At 69.5% G+C, this 17482-nt stretch carries 18 protein-coding genes and 1 pseudogene; 4 read left to right on the top strand and 15 right to left on the bottom strand.

Features of this window, described 5'->3' with window-relative positions; genetic code table 11:
* Window positions 1-27 precede the first annotated feature (27 nt).
* From RR1_RS06800 to aztB, 10 genes are all read right to left on the bottom strand, one after another.
* The gene (locus tag RR1_RS06800; protein ID WP_010837670.1) at window positions 28-672 is read right to left on the bottom strand and encodes a 3-oxoacid CoA-transferase subunit B; all 645 of its coding nucleotides are present in this window, start codon (window positions 670-672) and stop codon (window positions 28-30) included.
* Window positions 669-1430 (bottom strand): CoA transferase subunit A, encoded by a 762-nt coding sequence (locus RR1_RS06795; RefSeq protein ID WP_010837671.1) that lies wholly within the window; start codon window positions 1428-1430, stop codon window positions 669-671. The genes RR1_RS06800 and RR1_RS06795 overlap by 4 nt, the downstream gene beginning before the upstream one ends.
* A complete protein-coding gene (gene fahA, locus RR1_RS06790) occupies window positions 1427-2611 on the bottom strand; it encodes a fumarylacetoacetase (protein ID WP_010837672.1) in 1185 nt (394 codons plus the stop codon). The genes RR1_RS06795 and fahA overlap by 4 nt, the downstream gene beginning before the upstream one ends.
* On the bottom strand, window positions 2608-3477 hold the full coding sequence (locus RR1_RS06785; RefSeq protein ID WP_010837673.1) for a hypothetical protein: 870 nt from the start codon (window positions 3475-3477) through the stop codon (window positions 2608-2610). The genes fahA and RR1_RS06785 overlap by 4 nt, the downstream gene beginning before the upstream one ends.
* On the bottom strand, window positions 3474-4676 hold the full coding sequence (locus RR1_RS06780) for a homogentisate 1,2-dioxygenase (protein WP_010837674.1): 1203 nt from the start codon (window positions 4674-4676) through the stop codon (window positions 3474-3476). The genes RR1_RS06785 and RR1_RS06780 overlap by 4 nt, the downstream gene beginning before the upstream one ends.
* 139 nt (window positions 4677-4815) lie before the next feature.
* Window positions 4816-5349: a MarR family winged helix-turn-helix transcriptional regulator gene (locus tag RR1_RS06775; RefSeq protein WP_010837675.1), complete on the bottom strand. Its 534-nt coding sequence runs from the start codon at window positions 5347-5349 to the stop codon at window positions 4816-4818.
* Window positions 5350-5425: 76 nt separating this feature from the next.
* A complete protein-coding gene (aztD, locus tag RR1_RS06770) occupies window positions 5426-6661 on the bottom strand; it encodes a zinc metallochaperone AztD (protein WP_040772643.1) in 1236 nt (411 codons plus the stop codon).
* Between the two features lie 55 nt (window positions 6662-6716).
* Entirely contained in the window at window positions 6717-7643 is a 927-nt protein-coding gene (aztC, locus tag RR1_RS22610) for a zinc ABC transporter substrate-binding protein AztC (protein ID WP_010837677.1), read from the bottom strand.
* On the bottom strand, window positions 7640-8884 hold the full coding sequence (locus RR1_RS22605) for an ABC transporter (RefSeq protein WP_238558963.1): 1245 nt from the start codon (window positions 8882-8884) through the stop codon (window positions 7640-7642). Before RR1_RS22605 ends, aztC begins: the two co-directional genes overlap by 4 nt.
* A gap of 80 nt (window positions 8885-8964) precedes the next feature.
* Window positions 8965-9828, bottom strand: a complete 864-nt coding sequence (aztB, locus tag RR1_RS06755; RefSeq protein WP_010837679.1) for a zinc ABC transporter permease AztB — start codon at window positions 9826-9828, stop codon at window positions 8965-8967.
* A 20-nt stretch (window positions 9829-9848) separates the two neighbouring features.
* Here aztB and aztA point away from each other — a divergent pair, with 20 nt between their 5' ends.
* Window positions 9849-10493, top strand: coding sequence for a zinc ABC transporter ATP-binding protein AztA (gene aztA, locus RR1_RS06750; RefSeq protein WP_010837680.1), 645 nt, complete (start codon window positions 9849-9851; stop codon window positions 10491-10493).
* Here aztA and RR1_RS06745 read toward each other — a convergent pair.
* Window positions 10490-11530 (bottom strand): isochorismate synthase, encoded by a 1041-nt coding sequence (locus tag RR1_RS06745; protein ID WP_238558964.1) that lies wholly within the window; start codon window positions 11528-11530, stop codon window positions 10490-10492. The genes aztA and RR1_RS06745 overlap by 4 nt on opposite strands.
* Before the next feature lie 143 nt (window positions 11531-11673).
* Here RR1_RS06745 and RR1_RS06740 point away from each other — a divergent pair, with 143 nt between their 5' ends.
* Window positions 11674-11901, top strand: a complete 228-nt coding sequence (locus RR1_RS06740) for a phosphopantetheine-binding protein (RefSeq protein WP_010837682.1) — start codon at window positions 11674-11676, stop codon at window positions 11899-11901.
* A gap of 118 nt (window positions 11902-12019) precedes the next feature.
* Here RR1_RS06740 and RR1_RS06735 read toward each other — a convergent pair whose 3' ends face one another.
* From RR1_RS06735 to RR1_RS06725, 3 genes are all read right to left on the bottom strand, one after another.
* The gene (locus RR1_RS06735; protein WP_040772645.1) at window positions 12020-12781 is read right to left on the bottom strand and encodes an SDR family oxidoreductase; all 762 of its coding nucleotides are present in this window, start codon (window positions 12779-12781) and stop codon (window positions 12020-12022) included.
* The gene (locus tag RR1_RS06730; RefSeq protein ID WP_010837684.1) at window positions 12778-14040 is read right to left on the bottom strand and encodes an acyl-CoA dehydrogenase family protein; all 1263 of its coding nucleotides are present in this window, start codon (window positions 14038-14040) and stop codon (window positions 12778-12780) included. Before RR1_RS06730 ends, RR1_RS06735 begins: the two co-directional genes overlap by 4 nt.
* Before the next feature lie 78 nt (window positions 14041-14118).
* Window positions 14119-14847, bottom strand: a complete 729-nt coding sequence (locus RR1_RS06725) for a TetR/AcrR family transcriptional regulator (RefSeq protein ID WP_040772647.1) — start codon at window positions 14845-14847, stop codon at window positions 14119-14121.
* Window positions 14848-15016: 169 nt separating this feature from the next.
* On the opposite strand from RR1_RS06725, the gene RR1_RS06720 reads away from it, so the two are divergent.
* Complete coding sequence (locus RR1_RS06720; RefSeq protein WP_051111114.1) at window positions 15017-16366, top strand: YhgE/Pip domain-containing protein; 1350 nt, start codon at window positions 15017-15019, stop codon at window positions 16364-16366.
* A 13-nt stretch (window positions 16367-16379) separates the two neighbouring features.
* On the opposite strand, the pseudogene RR1_RS06715 reads toward RR1_RS06720, so the two are convergent.
* Window positions 16380-16847, bottom strand: a pseudogene (locus RR1_RS06715) (RNA polymerase sigma factor); the annotation flags it as partial.
* A gap of 93 nt (window positions 16848-16940) precedes the next feature.
* On the opposite strand from RR1_RS06715, the gene RR1_RS06710 reads away from it, so the two are divergent.
* Window positions 16941-17480 carry a hypothetical protein gene (locus tag RR1_RS06710; RefSeq protein WP_040772651.1) on the top strand — a complete coding sequence of 180 codons (540 nt, stop codon included), beginning with the start codon at window positions 16941-16943 and terminating at the stop codon, window positions 17478-17480.
* Window positions 17481-17482: the final 2 nt, after the last annotated feature.

Below are 17482 nucleotides of genomic sequence, written 5' to 3'. Positions count from 1 at the left end.
GGAAGGTCACTCACGAGCGCGAAGCGCCTACACGACCAGGTCGGTGCCCGTCGCGGCCTTCACCTCGTCCACGGTGACGTCGGGAGCGGTCTCGACGAGCACGACCCGCCCCTCGCCCGCAGTGCCCGGCTCGATGTCGAGGACGGCGAGATCCGTGACGACCCGGTGCACCACGCCCTGACCGGTGAGTGGAAGTGTGCACTGGTCCACGATCTTCGGCGATCCGTCTCGTGCGGTGTGCTCCATGAGCACGATGACGCGACGCGCGCCGTGCACGAGATCCATGGCCCCGCCCATACCCTTGACCATCTTGCCGGGCACCATCCAGTTCGCGAGGTCTCCGCCTCGCGACACCTGCATGCCGCCCAGGACCGCGGTGTCGATGTGACCACCGCGAATCATCCCGAACGACAGTGCCGAATCGAAGAACGCCGCACCGGGGTTGACCGTGACGGTCTCCTTGCCGGCGTTGATGAGATCCGCATCGACCGCGTCGTCGCTCGGGTACGGACCTGTGCCGAGAATCCCGTTCTCGCTGTGCAGCACGACGTCGACGCCCGACGGCAGATGATTCGGGACGAGCGTCGGCAACCCGATACCGAGATTGACGTACTCGCCGGGATTCAGCTCGAGCGCGACCCGCGCCGCCATCTCGTCACGCGACCAGCTCATGCCGGAACCTCCTGCCGCACGGTGCGCTTCTCGATGCGCTTGTCCTGCTGTCCCGACTCCACGATCCGCTGCACGAAGACACCGGGCAGATGCACACTGCCGGGATCGAGTTCGCCGGGCTCCACCAGCCGCTCGACCTGCGCGATCGTGACACGACCCGCCATCGCCGCGAGCGGATTGAAGTTCAGCGCGGACTTCTCGAACACGAGATTGCCCTCGGTGTCGCCCACCGCCGCGTGCACGAGCGCGAAGTCGGCGACGATGCCCTCCTCGAGAACGTAACGCTTGCCGCCGAACTCACGGATCTCCTTGGGCGGCGACGCGACCGCGACCGAGCCGTCGGGCGCGTAGCGCCACGGCAGCCCACCGTCGCCGATCGGCGTCCCGACGCCCGCAGGCGTGTAGAACGCGGGGATTCCCGCACCGCCGGCACGCAGCCGCTCGGCGAGCGTGCCCTGCGGAGTGAGTTCCACTTCGAGTTCGCCCGCCAGATACTGCCGCGCGAACTCCTTGTTCTCACCGACATACGACGCCGTGACGCGCGCGATCCGACCGGCCGACAAGAGGATTCCCAGACCGTAGTCGTCGACACCGCAGTTGTTCGAGAACACCTCGAGCTCCGACGCCCCGGTGTCCGCGATCGCGCCGATCAGCGCATCGGGGATCCCGCACAGGCCGAAACCACCCACCGCGAGCGTCGAGCCCGACGCGATGCCGGCGACGGCCTCCGCCGCCGACTCGCGGACCTTTCCGCTCACCGGCCGGTCTCCGTCGCGGGCAGGATGCGGCTGCGGACCTCGCCGAACCCGATCCGGCCGCCCGACGCGCCCGGCGCCGTCGCCGAGATCGCGATCTCGTCGCCGTCCTCGAGGAAGGTCCGCTGCTCGGCCGCGACCTCGACGGGTTCCTTGCCACCCCAGGTCAATTCGATGAACGCACCGCGCTGGTCCTTCTCCGGTCCCGAGATGGTGCCCGACGCGAAGAGGTCGCCGGTGCTCGACGCCGCGCCGTTGATCGTGGTGTGTGCGAGCATCTGCGCGGGCGACCAGTACATCCCCGCGTACGGCGGACGCGTCACGACGTCACCGTTCCACTCGACTGCCAGATCGATGTCGAGGCCCCACTTCTGCTCACCCTGCAGGTACGGCAGCGGCGTCGGGTCCTGCACGGGCGTCGCGACGCGCGCGGCATCCAGCGCGGCGAGCGGGACGACCCACGGCGAGACGGAGGTCGCGAAGCTCTTGCCGAGGAACGGCCCGAGCGGGACGTACTCCCACGCCTGGATGTCGCGTGCGCTCCAGTCGTTGACGATCACGGCGCCGAAGACGTGCTCCGCGAACTCGTCCGGCGCGATCGGGGACCCGAGCGGCGAGGGAACGCCGACAACGAAGCCCATCTCCGCCTCGATGTCGAGCCGGACCGACGGGCCGTAGGTCGGTGCGTCGTCGCCGGGCAGCTTGCGCTGACCACAGGGCCGCACGACGTCGACACCCGAGACGATCACGGTGCTCGACCGGCCGTGGTAGCCGACCGGGAGGTGCTTCCAGTTGGGCATCAGCGGGGCGCTGTCGGGCCGGAAGAGCTTGCCGAGGTTCGTCGCGTGGTTCTCCGACGCGTAGAAGTCGACGTAGTCCGCGACGTCGAAGGGCAGCCGCATCGTCACGTCGGACACGGCGTGCAGCGCCTCGGCGGGGAGGTCTCCCTGCACGAGTTCGACGATGCGCGAACGCACCTCGTCCCAGCGGGCCTTGCCCTGCGCCATGAACGGGTTGAGCGACGGCTGCGCGAACACGTCGTCGCCGAGGGTGGCGGCCAGATCGACGACGGTGTCGGCGACGCGGACGCCGACGCGCGGCGCTGCGCCGTCGGCCTCGAAGACGCCGTACGGGAGATTGTCGATCCCGAACAGCGATCCTTCGGGGATGTCGATGGTGGTCACGATGATTGTCCTTCCGAGTTCGCCACGAGCTCGGCATCGAGCTCGAGCAGGCCGAGGTCCGTGAGGTCCGCCACGGGTTCGGCGATACTGCAGGTGCCGTACGAGCGGAACGCGCCGCGCACCGCGCGCACCGTGTCGTCGTCGAGGTCGTTCAGCCGCGCCGCGAGGGTGGCGCCGTCGCGCTCACCGAGCACGTCGACGAGGGCCGCGGGAGTCGCGCCCGCGAGTGCGTCGGCCGTCGCGACGAGCAGATTCACGAAGCCGTGCTGCTCGAAGCCCGTGACCGGGTCGGTGTTGCGGACCGCGTGGTGCAGCCCCGCAGTCGCCTTGAACGGAACACCGCTCGCCACGACGCGGTGGACGGCGGCCGCGAGTTCCGCCTCGTCCGGGTACGCCTCGGCGACGACGCCGCCGGTGCGGAACTTCGCGCGCCAGCCGTTCTCGGCGACCACGGCGAGGTAGCCGGGACGGCGCTCGCCGCGCGGGATCTCGACGTACACGTCGACGCCGTCGAGCGCATCCGCGGCGGCGGTCACGGCCGCCGCGAAGTCCGATGCGGAGAGCTCTGCGCCGGAGGCGATCTCGACGGCCGCGACGCGCACACCGTCGATCGCACGTGCGGCGTCCAGCCCGGCGATCAGCTCGGCCGGCCCCGCGGGGAAGGTGACGCTCAGGTCGATGGCGGCGGGCCGCTGCTCGGCGAGTTCGCCGAGGCGCCCGACGGGGACGACGAACGGACCCACGAGCGGCGACACATCGCCGGAACGGTAGCCGGCGTGGGCTACGACGGCCGCCGGCATCGGTGCGTCACCGGGCGGGAAGAGCGCGGCGTCGTCGCACAGACCGGTCAGCAGCGCGGCGATCACGCCTTCACCTCGGACTTCGTCACCCACGAGTACGCGTACGACTCGTCCTCGCACGCGAATGCCGCGCGGCCGAGTTCGAGCGGCGCGAAGGTGTCCACCATGACGGCGAGTTCCTCGAGGTACTCGACGCCGAGCGACCGCTCGACACCACCGGGCTGTGGACCGTGCGCGTGGCCGCCCGGGTGCACCGAGATCGAACCGATGTCGATTCCGGATCCCTTGCGCGCCTCGTAGTTTCCGCCGCAGTAGAACATCACCTCGTCGGAGTCGACGTTCGAGTGGTAGTACGGGACCGGAACGGAGAGCGGGTGGTAGTCGGCCTTGCGCGGCACGAAGTTGCAGATGACGAAGTTGTTGCCCTCGAACGCCTGATGGACGGGCGGCGGCTGGTGCACGCGGCCCGTGATCGGCTCGAAGTTCGAGACGTTGAACGTGAAGGGGTACAGGCAGCCGTCCCAGCCGACGACATCGAACGGGTGCTCGGCGTAGACGAACCGGGTGCCGACGATGCCGTGCGACGTGCGGTGCTTGACGAGCACCTCGACGTCGGTGCCCTCGCCGACCGGGATCTCACCGGGGCCGACGAGATCGCGTTCGCAGAACGGCGCGTTCTCCAGGAACTGCCCGAACCGCGAGAGGTAGCGCTTCGGCGGCACGATGTGACTGTTCGACTCGATCGCGTACGCGCGCAACGGTTCTTCGCCGTGCGGGAGCCACCGGTGCGTCGTCGACGTCGGGATCAGGACGTAGTCGCCCTGCTTCGCCTCGAGGGTGCCGAAGACCGTCTCGACGGTCGCCTCACCCGATTCGATGTAGACCATCTCGTCGCCGAGTGCGTTGCGGTACAACGGCGACGGCGCCGCCGCGACGACGTACGACAGGCGGACGTCGTTGTTGCCGAGGATCAGCCGGCGGCCGGTGACGACGTCGATCGTCGCGGGATCGTCGTTCGCGAACAGGTCGTGCAGCTTCAGGTGGCGCGGTGTGAGCGGGTGGTTCGGGACGGTCGTGACGTCGGGGATCTCCCACACCGTCGCGTCGACGATCGCGGACGGGATGCCGCGGTGATAGAGCAGCGACGAGTCGGAGGAGAAGCCCTCATCGCCCATGAGCTCCTCGTAGAAGAGCTTGCCGTCGTCGTCGCGGAACTGCGTGTGCCGTTTCGGCGGGATCGTCCCGGCCTGGCGGTAGAACGCCATGTCAGCCTCCTCGGGCGGTGTCGCGTGTGCCTCGCATCACTCCTATTGATACACACCTTAACTATTTCGAAGGCGCGCGACAACCTCGGATTTCCTGTGATGGTGACCGGCAGAGCCGTGGAAGCGCCCCGGCGCACGCTCAGGTGCGGCCGCGGACGTCGAACTGGCTGCGATTGGTGATGAGCTTGTCGAGCAGCATGACGAGGACACGCTGCTCGGCTTCGGTGAGGACGCTCGCCCACGCGTACTCGCGCTCGTTCTGGGCGCGGTAGGCGTCACTGACCTTCGCGACGCCCTCGTCGGTGAGCGACAGGCGCACCGAGCGCTTGTCGCGCTCGTCCATCTCACGGTGCATGAGACCGCTCTCCACCAGGCCCTTCGTGAGATTGGAGACGGCCGCGCGGCTCATCCCGGTGAGCGTGGCGGCGAGCTTCGATTCGATCGGGCCCGCGAGCCACGTGACGAACAACAGCCGGAATGCCGACCACGACAGACCGCGCGGACGGTGCACCGCGTTCTCGAAGTCGTACGTGACGACGTTCGACGCGCGGTTGAGGGTGAGCAGGACCTCGGTCGCGAGCTCGTGCGTGCTCCCGAACTCCGTCTTCAGCCGTCCGTGCGCGAGCGCGATGAACGACCAGAAGTCGAGGGGTCGCTGCTGCTCGTCGGACATGCGATCACTCTAACTGCACACGAATCGATTCAGGAATGTATCGATCGAGGCCCTGCCCACCACAGAAAGCGAAGCGCTAGCCGGTGACGCCGGTGATCTCGTTCGGCGTCTCGGGGAGCGTCGCGGACGCGGTGACGGCACCGCTCTCGATGTCGACCGCGTGCAGCGAGTCGGTCGCGGGGTCGGTGACGTAGGCGGTGTGATCGGCGACGAACAGCGCCGGCCGCGGCGACTGCCACTTCCCCGGCTCGGTCCAGGGGTCGACGACCTCGATCGACCTGGTCACCCGCGCGGTCTCGGGGTCGATCACGTGCAGGGCGCCGTCCGTGCCCAGCACCAGCGCCTCACCGTGCGGCCCCCGGGCGAGGGAGCGGAACGTGTGACTCGCGGGGAGATCGACCAGCGTCAGCTCACCGCTGCGGACGTTCGTGATCGAGACACGCTCGGGCCGCTCGAGCTCCGCGTCGGGGTCGACCTTGTAGTCGCCGAGCACGAACGCGGACTCCTCGTCGCCGGCCTGGTTTCCGATGCGGCCGTAGGGATCGAGGCTGGACACCTTCCGGAACGCGCCGTCACGGTAGAGCACCAGTCCGTTCTCGCAGCCCACGATCACGGTCTCGCCGTCGGCCACTGCTTCGCCGTGCACGCCCGGGCAGTCGTCGGTGCGGGCGATCTCCTCGTCGCCCGGGCCCCGCGCGACCACGCTGTGCCGCTCGTCCTCGTTGCCCTCGGTGGTGATCAGGGTGCCGTCCGACAGTTCCACGGCTACACCGTGATGCGCTTCGGGCGTGGTGTATTCGCGGGTGACGGCCGCGTCGCCGGACGCGAGTTCGGCCGGGTCGAGGACGAGGACGCGACCGGTGCCGTCGTCGAAGAGAACCGTCCTGCCGTCGTGCCGCACGACGTGGCCGGGCGTGGTCGCGCCGAACGTGATGCCGGTGAGCGACGGATCGGCGGTGTAGTGAGTTCCACCGTCCGTCCATGTCCCCGTGTCGAGCGCCGTGAATCCGTCTGCACCGCTGACGAACACGTGGCGTCCGTCCCCTGCTGGATTGATCCGGACGAAGCCCTCCGCGTCCTCCTGCCCGACGACGTCGAGCGTGTCGGCGTCGAGGACGAGGATGCCGCCGTCGTACGACACGGCGAGTCGCGGCGTCGCGGAGTCGACGACGGTGGCGTCGGCCGCAGTGGCGCCTGCCCGGGAGGCGGAGTCGCTGTCTGCGCTACCGGAAGAGCATCCGGTCACGAGGAGTCCGGTCAGGCTCAGGGCGGCCAGACTCGTTGTCGCGCTTACTCGTTTCGTTGTGATCATGAGGAAGAAGTACCCTTGTCGACAATCATTGTCAAAGTGTTGAATGTGCATGAGTTCACGTCGCGAGCGCCCCGGCGATCGCGGTCGCGTTCGATCGCATCATGTCGAGGTAGGTTCCGGCGCCCGAGTTCTCGTCACCGAGCGATTCGGTGAACAGCGACACGATCGCCACGTCGGTTCCGGTCTCGGTGGCCAGCGCCTGCGCCAGCCGTTCGGGCTGCGACGAGTCGACGAAGATCGCACGCACACCGGCATCGCGGATCACCCCCGCGAGGTCGGCGAGATCGGACGCGCTCGGCGACGCGAGTGTGGTGCCGCTGGGAATCACGGCGCCGATCGTCTCGAATCCGAATCGGTCTGCGAGATAACCGAACACATGATGGTTCGTCACCAGCTTCCGGTCCGGCGGGGCGATCTGCTCGAACTGCTCGCGCATCGCCGCCGCCGTCCCCTCGACCCGCGTGCGGTAGTCGTCGGCCCGAGCTGCCAGGGCGCCGCGATCGACGCTCGCCTCCAGGTTCTCCTCGATCGACGCGCGAATCGCGTCCACCGCGAGAGCCATTCGCCCGGGATCGGTCCAGAAGTGCGGGTCGGGCGCTCCCCGCGTTCGGCCTGCGTCGTAGACGAGCGGGTCCACCCGATCACCGACCTCGAGCACGGGAACCCCGTCGGCGCGCGCCGCGTCGACCGTGCTTCGAGCGCCCTCTTCGAGACCCGATCCGTTGGCGATCACGAGGCTCGACCGCTCGACGCGCGCGGCGTCCGAGGCCGAGATCTCGAACGAGTGCGGATCCGCGCCGCGTGGCATGAGGACGAGAACGTCCGCCTCGTCACCGACGATGTTCTCGGTGACATCACCGAGGATGTCCGTCGTCACGACGATGGTCGGTCTGTCGTCGGCGATCGCTCCTCCACATGCCGTGACGACGAACAGTGCGGTGAGCAGCGCGGCGCACGGGCCGATCCACCGCCTCCGCGTCACGAGCCCACCACGCCGACGGACGAGATCGTGCCGCCGAGGTCGAACGTGCGTGCCACGCGCGCATCGTCGCGGTAGTCGATCTCCGCGACCGTCCCGGCCTCGGGATCGGACACGTAGACGCGGCTGCCCCCGACCGCGATCGCGGGGCGAGTCGCCGACGTGTCGGACCAGTCGAACGGTCGCTCCAGAACGGGCGAGGACGCCGCGCTCGCGCCCGTCGCCGCGTCGAACGTCGCGAAGGTGCCGTCGGCGAGAACCGCGAAGACGGTGGTGCCGTCGCCTGAGAGTTCCGCTGCGAGTGCGGGTTCCGGAGTCCGGATGTGCGTCCAGCTGCGGTTCGCGACGTCGAGCACCACGACGCCGTCGTTGCTCGCGGGCGCCCCCGCGGTGCCCACGACCAGCGGGAGCCGATCGTGGCCGTACAGCGAGGCGGGTCGCGATTCCGGCGTGATGCCCTCCGGGTACGGGAGTTTCTCGGCGGACCATTCCTCGCCCTGCGCACTCACCAGCAGGAGTCCGTCGTCGCACGCCCCGATCGCCGTGGTGCCGACGACCGTCGCGCCGTGCATCCGCGGGCACGCGGCGTCGAGAGTGGCGTCGTCGCCGTCCGCCGAGTACACCTCGAAGCCGTTCGGCCGGTTGTCGTCCGGATCCTCGCTGGGCGTCGAGACGAGCACGTGCCCGGCGACGGGGAGGACGACGCCGTGGTGCGGCGCCCGCGCCGGGATCTCGCGCGGCGAGAGTTCGCCGTCGCGCAGGTCCGCGACATCGACGAGGTCGCTGCGGCCGTCGTCGTCGAAGAAGACCGCGGCCCGCCGATCTCCCGTGGTCACGTGCGCGGGCTTCGTGCCGGTCAGCGTCCCGAGCTCGACGGGGTCCCTGACGTAGGAGTGGGTGTGGTCGCCGTGGTCGATCGTCCACGATCCCGCGTCGACGACGTGGACCTCGCCGGCCTGCTGATCCACCGAGAAGACATAGCGTCCGTTCACGATCGACGCCGCGCCCGCTCCCTCGTAGTCGAACCGCGCGAGTTCGTCGGTCGTCGCGAGATCGAGAATCGAGACGGCGCCACTGTCGCGGTCGGTGACGACGAGTCGCGGCTGTGGACCCTCCACCTCGGTCGAACCGGGATCGGCGGCCAGATCGCTGCCCGCCCGCGCGGTGCCCGCCTCGTCACCGCCGGCAGCCTCGCCGTCGTTGCTGCCGCACGCGGTGCCCGCGAGCGATACCGCGACCACCACCGCAGCGCACCTGATCCACGTCCCGCTCCGCATACCGGCACCCTTCATGACATCGACAATCGTTTTCAACAAATGGTAGGTCACGCAGCGGCGCTCGGCGCGGCGGGGCCGACACTCGCTCGCCACCGCACCGCCCGGGAGAGCTTCGCGACGGCGACCGCGACGAAGAACTGCACGACGGCGATCCCGGCGATCGTCGCGCCGGCCGCGGTGTCGGCGTGCCACGAGACGAGCAACCCGACGACGACCGCGGACCAGCCCAGGGCCGCCGCCAGGAGCATCGTCGGCAGGATCGAGCGGCGCGCGAGCGCGGCGGTGGCCGACGGCGCGACCAGCAGCCCGAGCACCAGCAGGGTACCGACGATGCGGAACGACGCGACGACCGCGAGGACCACGGTGCCGAGCATGAGCAGGTGGGCGAGGCGTGGCCGCATCCCGAGCGTGACAGCCTTCGATTCGTCGAACGCGAGCGCCGTGAACGGCCGATGACAGAGCAGTGCGAGCGCCACCGCGACACAGGTCGCGACGGCGAGCCACACGAGATCGGCGGTCGTCGCCGACAGGACGTCACCGAAGAGAAAGGCCGTGAGGTCGACGGCGAACGACCTCGCTCGCGACACGATGACGACGCCGAGCGCGAGCATCCCGACGAACAGCAGCGCGATCCCGGTGTCGGCGGTGAAGCCGCGGCGCCGGGTCACCCAGGACACCCCGAGCACCATGACGACGGCGCTCGCCGCCGCGCCCAGGACGACGTTGACGCCGGCCAGATACGCGATCGCGACGCCGGGCAGGATGCCGTGCGAGACGGCCTCGCTCAGGAATGCCATGCCCCGCACCACGACCCAGCTCCCGACGGCGGCGCACAGCACCGACACGAGCAGCCCCGCGACGAGGGCGCGCCGCACGAAGGACACGGTGAACGGGTCGAGCAGCCATTCCATGACGCGCTACAGTAACGACAATGATTATCGTTCGCGAATTGACCGTCCGCTACCCGGGCGCGTCACAACCCGCCCTCGACGCCGTCGACGCCGAGTTCGAGCCCGCCGCCGTCACCGTCCTGTGGGGCCACAACGGCTCGGGGAAGTCGACGCTGCTGCAGGTTCTCGCGGGAACGCTCCCGCCGACGAGTGGCTCCGTGCACGGCGTCCGCGGCTCCGTCGCCTACGTCCCGCAGCACACCCGGGTCCCCGAACTCCTTCCCCTCACCGTGCGCGGTGCGGTGGAGATGGGCACGTGGCGCCGGCTCGGATGGTGGCGCAGGCTCGGCCGCGACGATCGGCGCTCGATCGAGAACGCCTGCGCGCGAATCGGACTCGACACACTCGCTCGTCGTAGATTCTCCGATCTCTCGGGCGGACAACGCCAGCGCGTCCTGCTCGCGCAGGCAATCGTGGAGCGCGCCGACGTCGTGCTGCTCGACGAGCCGGCCACCGGACTCGACGCGGCCTCCCGGGCCGTGATCGACGACGTCGTCGCCGCCGAGGCGCGACGGGGAGCGGCCGTGGTGATGGCGACGCACCACGAGGAGCATCGAGCCCTTGCGGACCGGATCGTCACGCTGACGAACGGCCGCGTCGACAGGGAGCGGGAGCAGGCTTCCTAGCCGCCGAGGGCACCGAGAACGGTGCGGAGCTTGGCGCGGGTCTCGTCGACCTCGGCATCGGGATCGGAGCCGTCGACGATGCCGCCACCCGCGTATGCCGTTGCACTCGTGCGGCTTCCGTCGACGAGAGCGCACCGGATCGCGACCATCCACTCGCCGTCGCCGTGCTCGTCGCACCAGCCGACGGCTCCGGTGTAGAGGCCCCGATCGGGCTCCTCGCGCCGGATCAGATCGAACGCGCGTTCGTACGGCGACCCGCACACCGCGGGCGTCGGATGAACGGCGATCGCGAGGTCGAGTGCCGTCGTCGCCGGGTCGGCGATCCGTCCGACGATCGGCGTCCCGAGATGCCACATCTGCCCCGTGGCGACGAGAGTCGGCTCGGCCGGAACGTCGAGTTCGCTGCACAGCGGCGTCAGGCCGCGGCGCAGCGCTTCCACGACCAGGGCGTGCTCGTGCCGGTCCTTGCCCGACGCGAGCAGTGCGCGGCCGGCGGTGTCGTCACCCGGCGTGCGGGGCGCCGAGCCGGCGAGCGGATGGCACGAGACGGTGGTGCCGGTTCTACGAACGAGGACCTCGGGGCTGGATCCCACGAGCACCGCGGGCGAGGGCTCGTCCGGGTCGCCGAGTCGCACGAGGTAGCCGTTGCCACCGGGATCGGCCGCGGTGAGCCGGGACAGGACCGCGACCGGGTCGATCGCCGCGGCGGAGGTGACTGTCACGTGCCGCGCGAGCACCACCTTCTCCAGCTCGCCCGCGGCGATGAGCTTCAGTGCGCGACGGACCCGCTCGGCGTGGCGCGCGGGATCGGACTCGGTGACCTCCACCGGAGCCGCCGGTCCGACGTCGCGCGCCCACGGCGTGCCGGTGACGACGCGGCGCTGCGGCGAGGTCAGATCGCACGGCCCGTCCGGATCGAACGCGAGTGCACCCACGACCCCCGCGCCGCTGCGCACCGCGTCGGCCGCGGCGCCGCGGTCGGTGAACCGGGCGCGGACGCCGTACCCCTCGACAGTTCCCGAGGGCCGTGACAGCACGAATCGCAGCGTGTCCGATGTCCCGGTCGCAGCATCTCCGGCCATCTCGCCCTCGCTCCCGTCGGCAGCCGTCCACATGAATATGGTTAGGCTAACCTGATAGCCGCCCCGTGCGGTGGTCGCCCTCGTCGAAAGGATCTCACGTGCCCTCCACGCTGACCGCAGATCGGGTCCGTGCCGACATCGCGGACGTCCTCGACCTCGATCCCGCCGAACTCGCCGACGCCGACGACCTCCTCGACGAAGGACTCGACTCGGTGCGCGTCATGGCGCTCGTGGAGCGCTGGCGCGCCGCGGGCGTCGACGTCGACATCGTCGACCTCGCCGCGGAGCCCACCATCACCGCATGGACCAAGCTCCTCACGGCCTGACATCCTCGGCGCCCACGTCCGCCGTTCTGCACCCCTTTTCGTACTCTGCACCCCTATCGGACGTCCGATAGGGGTGCAGAACGACGTTCGGGGTGCAAAACGGCAAGAAGGCGTCGCGTCAGCGGAACATCGCAGCGTTGCCGCGCAACTGACCGCCGTCGACGACCATCGTCTCGCCCGTCACCCACGAGGCGTCGTCGGACGCGAGGAAGACGATCGCCTTCGCGACGTCCTCCGGTTCACCGATGCGTCCGAGCGCGGTGGCGGCGGCGACGAAGCCCTCGTGTTCCTTCCACAGCGCCTCCGCGAGCCGCGTCCGGACGACGCCCGGGGCGATCGCGTTGACGCGCACCTTCGGCGAAAGCTCCATAGCCAGTTGACGAGTCACATGAACGAGGGCTGCCTTGGACGCGTTGTAGGTACCCAGGCCGCGCTCGGCGGACATGCCACCGATCGACGCGGTGTTGACGATCGAGCCGCCGTTCTCGCCCATCCACGACTTCACCGCGAGCGACGTCCACAGCACGGGCGCCCAGAGATTGACGTCGAAGGTCTTCGCGAAGCGCGCGTGGTCCTGGTCGATCACCGGGCCGTACGCGGGATTGGTCCCGGCGTTGTTGACGAGGACGTCGAGGCTGCCGAACCGCTCGAGGGTGAAGTCGATACACGCCTTCGCGGCGTCCTCGTCGACGACGTGCGCGCCGAATCCAACGGCACCGTCACCGATCTCGGCCGCGGCAGCCTCGGCGTTCTCCTGCTTGCGCGCGGTGAGGACGACGTTCGCCCCGGCATCGACGAGCGCACGTGCCGCGGCGAGACCGATGCCCCGCGAGGCTCCGGTGACGATGGCGGTACGTCCGGTGAGGTCGGCCATGCTCATTTCCCTTCGTTCCCGGCGTTCTTCGCCGGGAGATAGCGTCGTAGTTCCTGTCGCGCGATCGCGCGCTTGTGCACTTCGTCGGGTCCGTCCGCGAGACGCAGCGTGCGCAGGTGCGCGTACGCCATCGCGAGCGGGAAGTCGTCGGTGACGCCGGCGCCGCCGTGCACCTGGATCGCGCGATCGACGACCTTCAGCGCGACGTTCGGTGCGACGACCTTGATCGCGGCGATCTCGGTGCGCGCGGCCTTGTTTCCGACGGTGTCCATCATGTGGGCGGCCTGCAGCGTGAGTAGCCGCGCCATATCGATCTCGATGCGCGCCTCGGCGATCCAGTCCTGGATGTTGGACCGCTCCGCGATCGGCTTGCCGAACGTCACCCGTGACGTCGCGCGGGCACACATCGCTTCGAGCGCCCGTTCGGCCATGCCGATCGCGCGCATGCAGTGGTGGATGCGGCCCGGCCCGAGCCGCGCCTGGCTGATCGCGAAGCCTTCGCCCTCGCCCGACAGGATGTCGGTGGCGGGCACCCGCACGCCGTCGAACGTGATCTCGGCGTGCCCTTCTCGGTCCTGATAACCGAAGACGGGCAGATTGCGCACGACGGTGACGCCCGGCGCGTCGATCGGGACGACGAGCATCGACTGCTGACGATGCACGGCGGCGGTCGGGTCCGTCTTGCCCATGACGATGAGGACTCGGCAGTGCGGGTGCATCGCGTTGGACGCGAACCACTTCCGCCCGTCGACGACGTACTCGTCGCCGTCACGCACCATCGCCGTCTCGATGTTGGTGGCATCCGAACTCGCGACGGCGGGTTCCGTCATCGCGAACGCGGACCGGATCTCGCCGTCCAGCAACGGCTTCAGGTACTTCTGCTTGTGCTCGTCGGTGCCGTAGAGCGCGAGGATCTCCATGTTGCCGGTGTCGGGCGCATTGCAGTTGAAGACCTCGGGCGCGATGTGACTACGGCCCATGATCTCCGCGAGCGGCGCGTACTCGAGGTTGCTCAGCCCCGGTCCCCATTCGGGATAGGGCAGGAAGAGATTCCACAGCCCCGCGGCCTTCGCCTTCGCCTTCAGTTCCTCGAGCACCGGCGGCTGGAAGTGCGGGGTGCTCGCGGCGCGCATCTGCTCGTCGTAGACGCGCTCGGCGGGCAGGACGTGCTCGTCCATGAACTCGAGCAGGCGAGCGCGGTACTCCGCGGCTCGATCGGACACGTCGAAGATCGACGCCTCCCTGCCGCGGGCGTTTTCCGACATGACGACTCCTGACGACGATGGTGTCCCGATCCTAAGTTGAATCCGGATTCAAGTTCAAGCCTTCTTCGTGGCGAGCGTTCACGGCCGCGCCCCGTCGAGGCCGAGCGCGTTCACCCACAGCCGCGTCGCGGTGAACACCAGCGCCTCGAACTCGGCGTCGCCCGGCCCGGGCAGGCTCGCGGCGCCGGCCGAACGCCCCACGAAGTGGCCGTACGCGAGCCTGCTCACCATCGCCGAGAGCGCCTCGGACGCGAGCATCGGATCGACCTCGGCGTCGGCGCGCCCCGCGCGTTGCAGGTCGGCGATGCTGCGAGCGTTGCGTTCGACGAACGCGGCCGCCCTGCGGCGGCGCAGATCGGCGATCTCGGGATCGATCTGCGCGACCTGTTCGAGCAGCGCCATGAGCCTGGCGTTGCGCCGGTAGGCCTCGAAGTACGCCCGGTTGCTCGCGGCGACGACGGCGGCCGGGTCGTCGTCGGCGGCGACCCGCTCCGTCCCGGGATGCAGCATCTCCTCCTGGGCCTCGCCCAGGACGGCGGCCAGGATCTCCTCCTTCGAGTCGAAGTAGGTATAGAAGGAGCCGGCGGAGCACTGTGCCTCGCGCGTGATGTCGAGCAGTCGCGCGTCGAGAAAACCCTTCCGCTCGAACACGCTTCGCGCCGCCGCCACGAGGGCGGCCCGGGTTCGGACGCCTCGCGCCGTGCGCGGCGGTGGACGTCCGCCGGGCGAGGCGAAGGCGGGCGGATCCGGCGATTCGGGCTCGGGCGAGGCGGGATCTCCGCCGTCCCCGTCGATCGACACAGCCATGCCGTAGTTATACGTGTGCGCGCTCACGTACGAGCGCGCCGTGCCTGATCCGTCGCCGACAACCCGCGCGGGCGATGCCACGCTCTACGCTGTTGCCGTGACCGATACTCGAGGTACCGAGTCGTCCGGCGGGCCGACGACCACGCGCGACGAGGACTCCGGCCGCCCGATGGGCGTCGGCAAGGAGATTCTCCTGACCGCACGCTTCTGGCTCGCGCCCGTCGCGCTGGTGATGGTCGTGATGGCCTCGCTCGCGGCCCTGTACATGGGCGGACTGCTCGATCCGACGAAGAACCTCAACTCGTTCCCCATCGCCGTCGTCAATCAGGACGAGGGCGACGTCGTCCCCGACTCCGATCCGCCGGAGCGGATGGTCGTCGGCGACCAGATCGTGGACGGGATGAAGGACGCCGTCGACCCCAACGCGATCGACTTCCACGAGATGGGGATCGCGCAGGCACAGGCGGGTCTCGACGACGCGTCGCTGTACGGGTCGATCGTCATCCCGAGCGACTTCACGAAGCGGCTGCTCATCCTCGCGCAGGGCGCCGTCGTGCCCGGCGAGATGGACCGTCCCGTCATCACCGTCCACACCAATCCACGCGCCGGCACGCTCGGCGCGAACATCGCCGACCAGATCGGCTCGCGCGCGATGGACCAGGTCAATCGCACTGTGGGCGAACAGATCACCCAGCAGGTCACCGAGCGGCTCGCCGCGCAGGCACCCGACCTCGAACTCTCGGGTGCGTCGCGGATCGTGCTCTCGGAGCCGATCGACGTCCGCTTCGTCGAGAACGACCCGCTCCCGGACGGGACCGGATACGGTCTCGCCGCGTTCTACTACGCACTGCTGCTCGTGCTGGCCGGATTCACCGGAGCGACGATCGTCAACACGCTCACCGACGGCCTGCTCGGCTTCACGCCGACCGAGATCGGCCCGCTCTACCTGCACAACGAGTCGGTGCGGCTCTCGCGGCTGCAGACGACGATCGTCAAATGGATCATCATGCTCGTCGTCGGGATGACCGTCTCCGCGCTGTACGTGTGGATCGGGCATCTCATGGGCCTGCCGATACCGGATTCGTTCTCGCTGTGGCTCTACGGCGCGCTCGCGATCACGGCGGTCGGGGTCACGTCGATCTCGGTCATGGCGGCGTTCGGCAACGTCGGGCTGCTCGTGAACCTGTTCGTGTTCATCATCATCGGCCTGCCGTCGTCCGGCGGAACCGTGCCGCTCGACGCCGCGCCCACCCTCTACACGTGGCTCGCGGACTTCGCGCCGATGCACCAGGTCTATCTCGCCGTGCGCGGAATCCTGTTCTTCCACGGCGATCCGGCGTCCGGACTGCTCCACGGCGCGTGGATGACGCTGCTGGGGCTCGTGTTCGGGCTCGTGCTCGGCGCCGCCGTCACGGCCTTCTACGACTGGAAGGGGCTCCATCGCCGCCACAAGGCGCAGCACCCCGAGAACGAGCCGGATCACGACGAGGTCCGGGCGGATCCGGCGGGCGCCCGGTGACCCTGCCGTCGGCGCGCAGGCGAGCGATCCCGTCGCTCGAGGCGCGCCGCGCGGCCTCCGTCGAATTGCCCAGGATCGCCGCGATCTCCTTGTAGGGCAGCCCCATCACGTGGTGATACGCGACTGCGGCGCGCTGCGTGAACGGCAACTCCGCGAGCGCCTCCCACAGCTGCGGATCCAGGCCGTGCCACGCCGGCGACCCCACGTCGGGCACCTCGTCGACCGGGATCGCACGGCGTCCCCGCGCGCGTACGACATCGATCGCCTTGCGGTGCGCGATCGTCACGAGCCACGCCTCGACGTTCGCGCCCGCATCGAGCCGTGGATACACGCGAAGCGCCGACAGAAACGTCTCCGACCAGGCGTCGTCGGCGTCGCTCGGACCCACGACGGCGAGGCACACCCGCATCACCGTCGCACCGTGGGTGCGGACGACGCTCTCGAACGGCGGCAACGTCTCCACGATGCGTGATCCTTCCAGTAGTGCGGACGCTCGTTCGAGTAGACGCTCGGCGCAACCGGATCGTGAGGTCGCCGTGCCCACGGTCCCGGGCAGGTCGTGCAGTATGGAGCAATGGCAGTCCTGGTGCCCGGCCCACGCGACGTCGTACGAGCCGTGACCTCGGTCGGAGCATGGGTCGCGGGCACGGCGGGCCTGCTCGTGTCGCTACCGGGCCGGATCTCCGTGCTGCTCGACGAAATCGAGCTACTGGTCAAGCGGATCGACCTCGTCACGTCCGGTGCCGCGGAGGTCCATCTTCGCGCCGCCGAGGTGACCGACGCCGCGGCCACGATCACCGAGACCGCTGCGCAGCTGTCCACCGCCGCGCAGGAACTACTCGACATCTACCAGCCGCTCGCGCTGCAGGCCGCACCGATGGCACGGCGATTCGTCGACGAGTTCAGCGACGAGGAGGTGACGGCGGCGATCGCGCTGGTCGATCAGCTCCCCGAGCTCACCGCACGGACCAACGCCGTGCTCCCGATCCTCGCGACCCTCGACACCGTCGCGCCCGAGATCCACCAGCTCCTCACGACGGTCGAGGACGTGCGGCACGCGATCCAGGGCGTTCCCGGCTTCAAGTTCTTCAAGCGCCGCGGCGCGGCCGACTGACG

The sequence above is a fragment of the Rhodococcus rhodnii NBRC 100604 genome, assembly GCF_001894925.1.
Lineage (GTDB): Bacteria > Actinomycetota > Actinomycetes > Mycobacteriales > Mycobacteriaceae > Rhodococcus_F > Rhodococcus_F rhodnii.
Note: the sequence above shows the minus strand (reverse complement) of the source record. Positions and strands in the feature narration are given on the sequence as shown.

Coding starts and splice junctions, on each gene's coding strand:
- RR1_RS06710 (WP_040772651.1), top strand. CDS start 16,941: ATGGCAGTCCTGGTGCCCGGCCCACGCGACGTCGTACGAGCCGTGACC.
- RR1_RS06725 (WP_040772647.1), bottom strand. CDS start 14,847: ATGGCTGTGTCGATCGACGGGGACGGCGGAGATCCCGCCTCGCCCGAG.
- RR1_RS06780 (WP_010837674.1), bottom strand. CDS start 4,676: ATGGCGTTCTACCGCCAGGCCGGGACGATCCCGCCGAAACGGCACACG.
- aztD (WP_040772643.1), bottom strand. CDS start 6,661: ATGATCACAACGAAACGAGTAAGCGCGACAACGAGTCTGGCCGCCCTG.
- aztB (WP_010837679.1), bottom strand. CDS start 9,828: ATGGAATGGCTGCTCGACCCGTTCACCGTGTCCTTCGTGCGGCGCGCC.
- aztA (WP_010837680.1), top strand. CDS start 9,849: ATGATTATCGTTCGCGAATTGACCGTCCGCTACCCGGGCGCGTCACAA.
- RR1_RS06730 (WP_010837684.1), bottom strand. CDS start 14,040: ATGTCGGAAAACGCCCGCGGCAGGGAGGCGTCGATCTTCGACGTGTCC.
- RR1_RS06775 (WP_010837675.1), bottom strand. CDS start 5,349: ATGTCCGACGAGCAGCAGCGACCCCTCGACTTCTGGTCGTTCATCGCG.
- RR1_RS06800 (WP_010837670.1), bottom strand. CDS start 672: ATGAGCTGGTCGCGTGACGAGATGGCGGCGCGGGTCGCGCTCGAGCTG.
- RR1_RS06735 (WP_040772645.1), bottom strand. CDS start 12,781: ATGAGCATGGCCGACCTCACCGGACGTACCGCCATCGTCACCGGAGCC.
- RR1_RS06720 (WP_051111114.1), top strand. CDS start 15,017: ATGGGCGTCGGCAAGGAGATTCTCCTGACCGCACGCTTCTGGCTCGCG.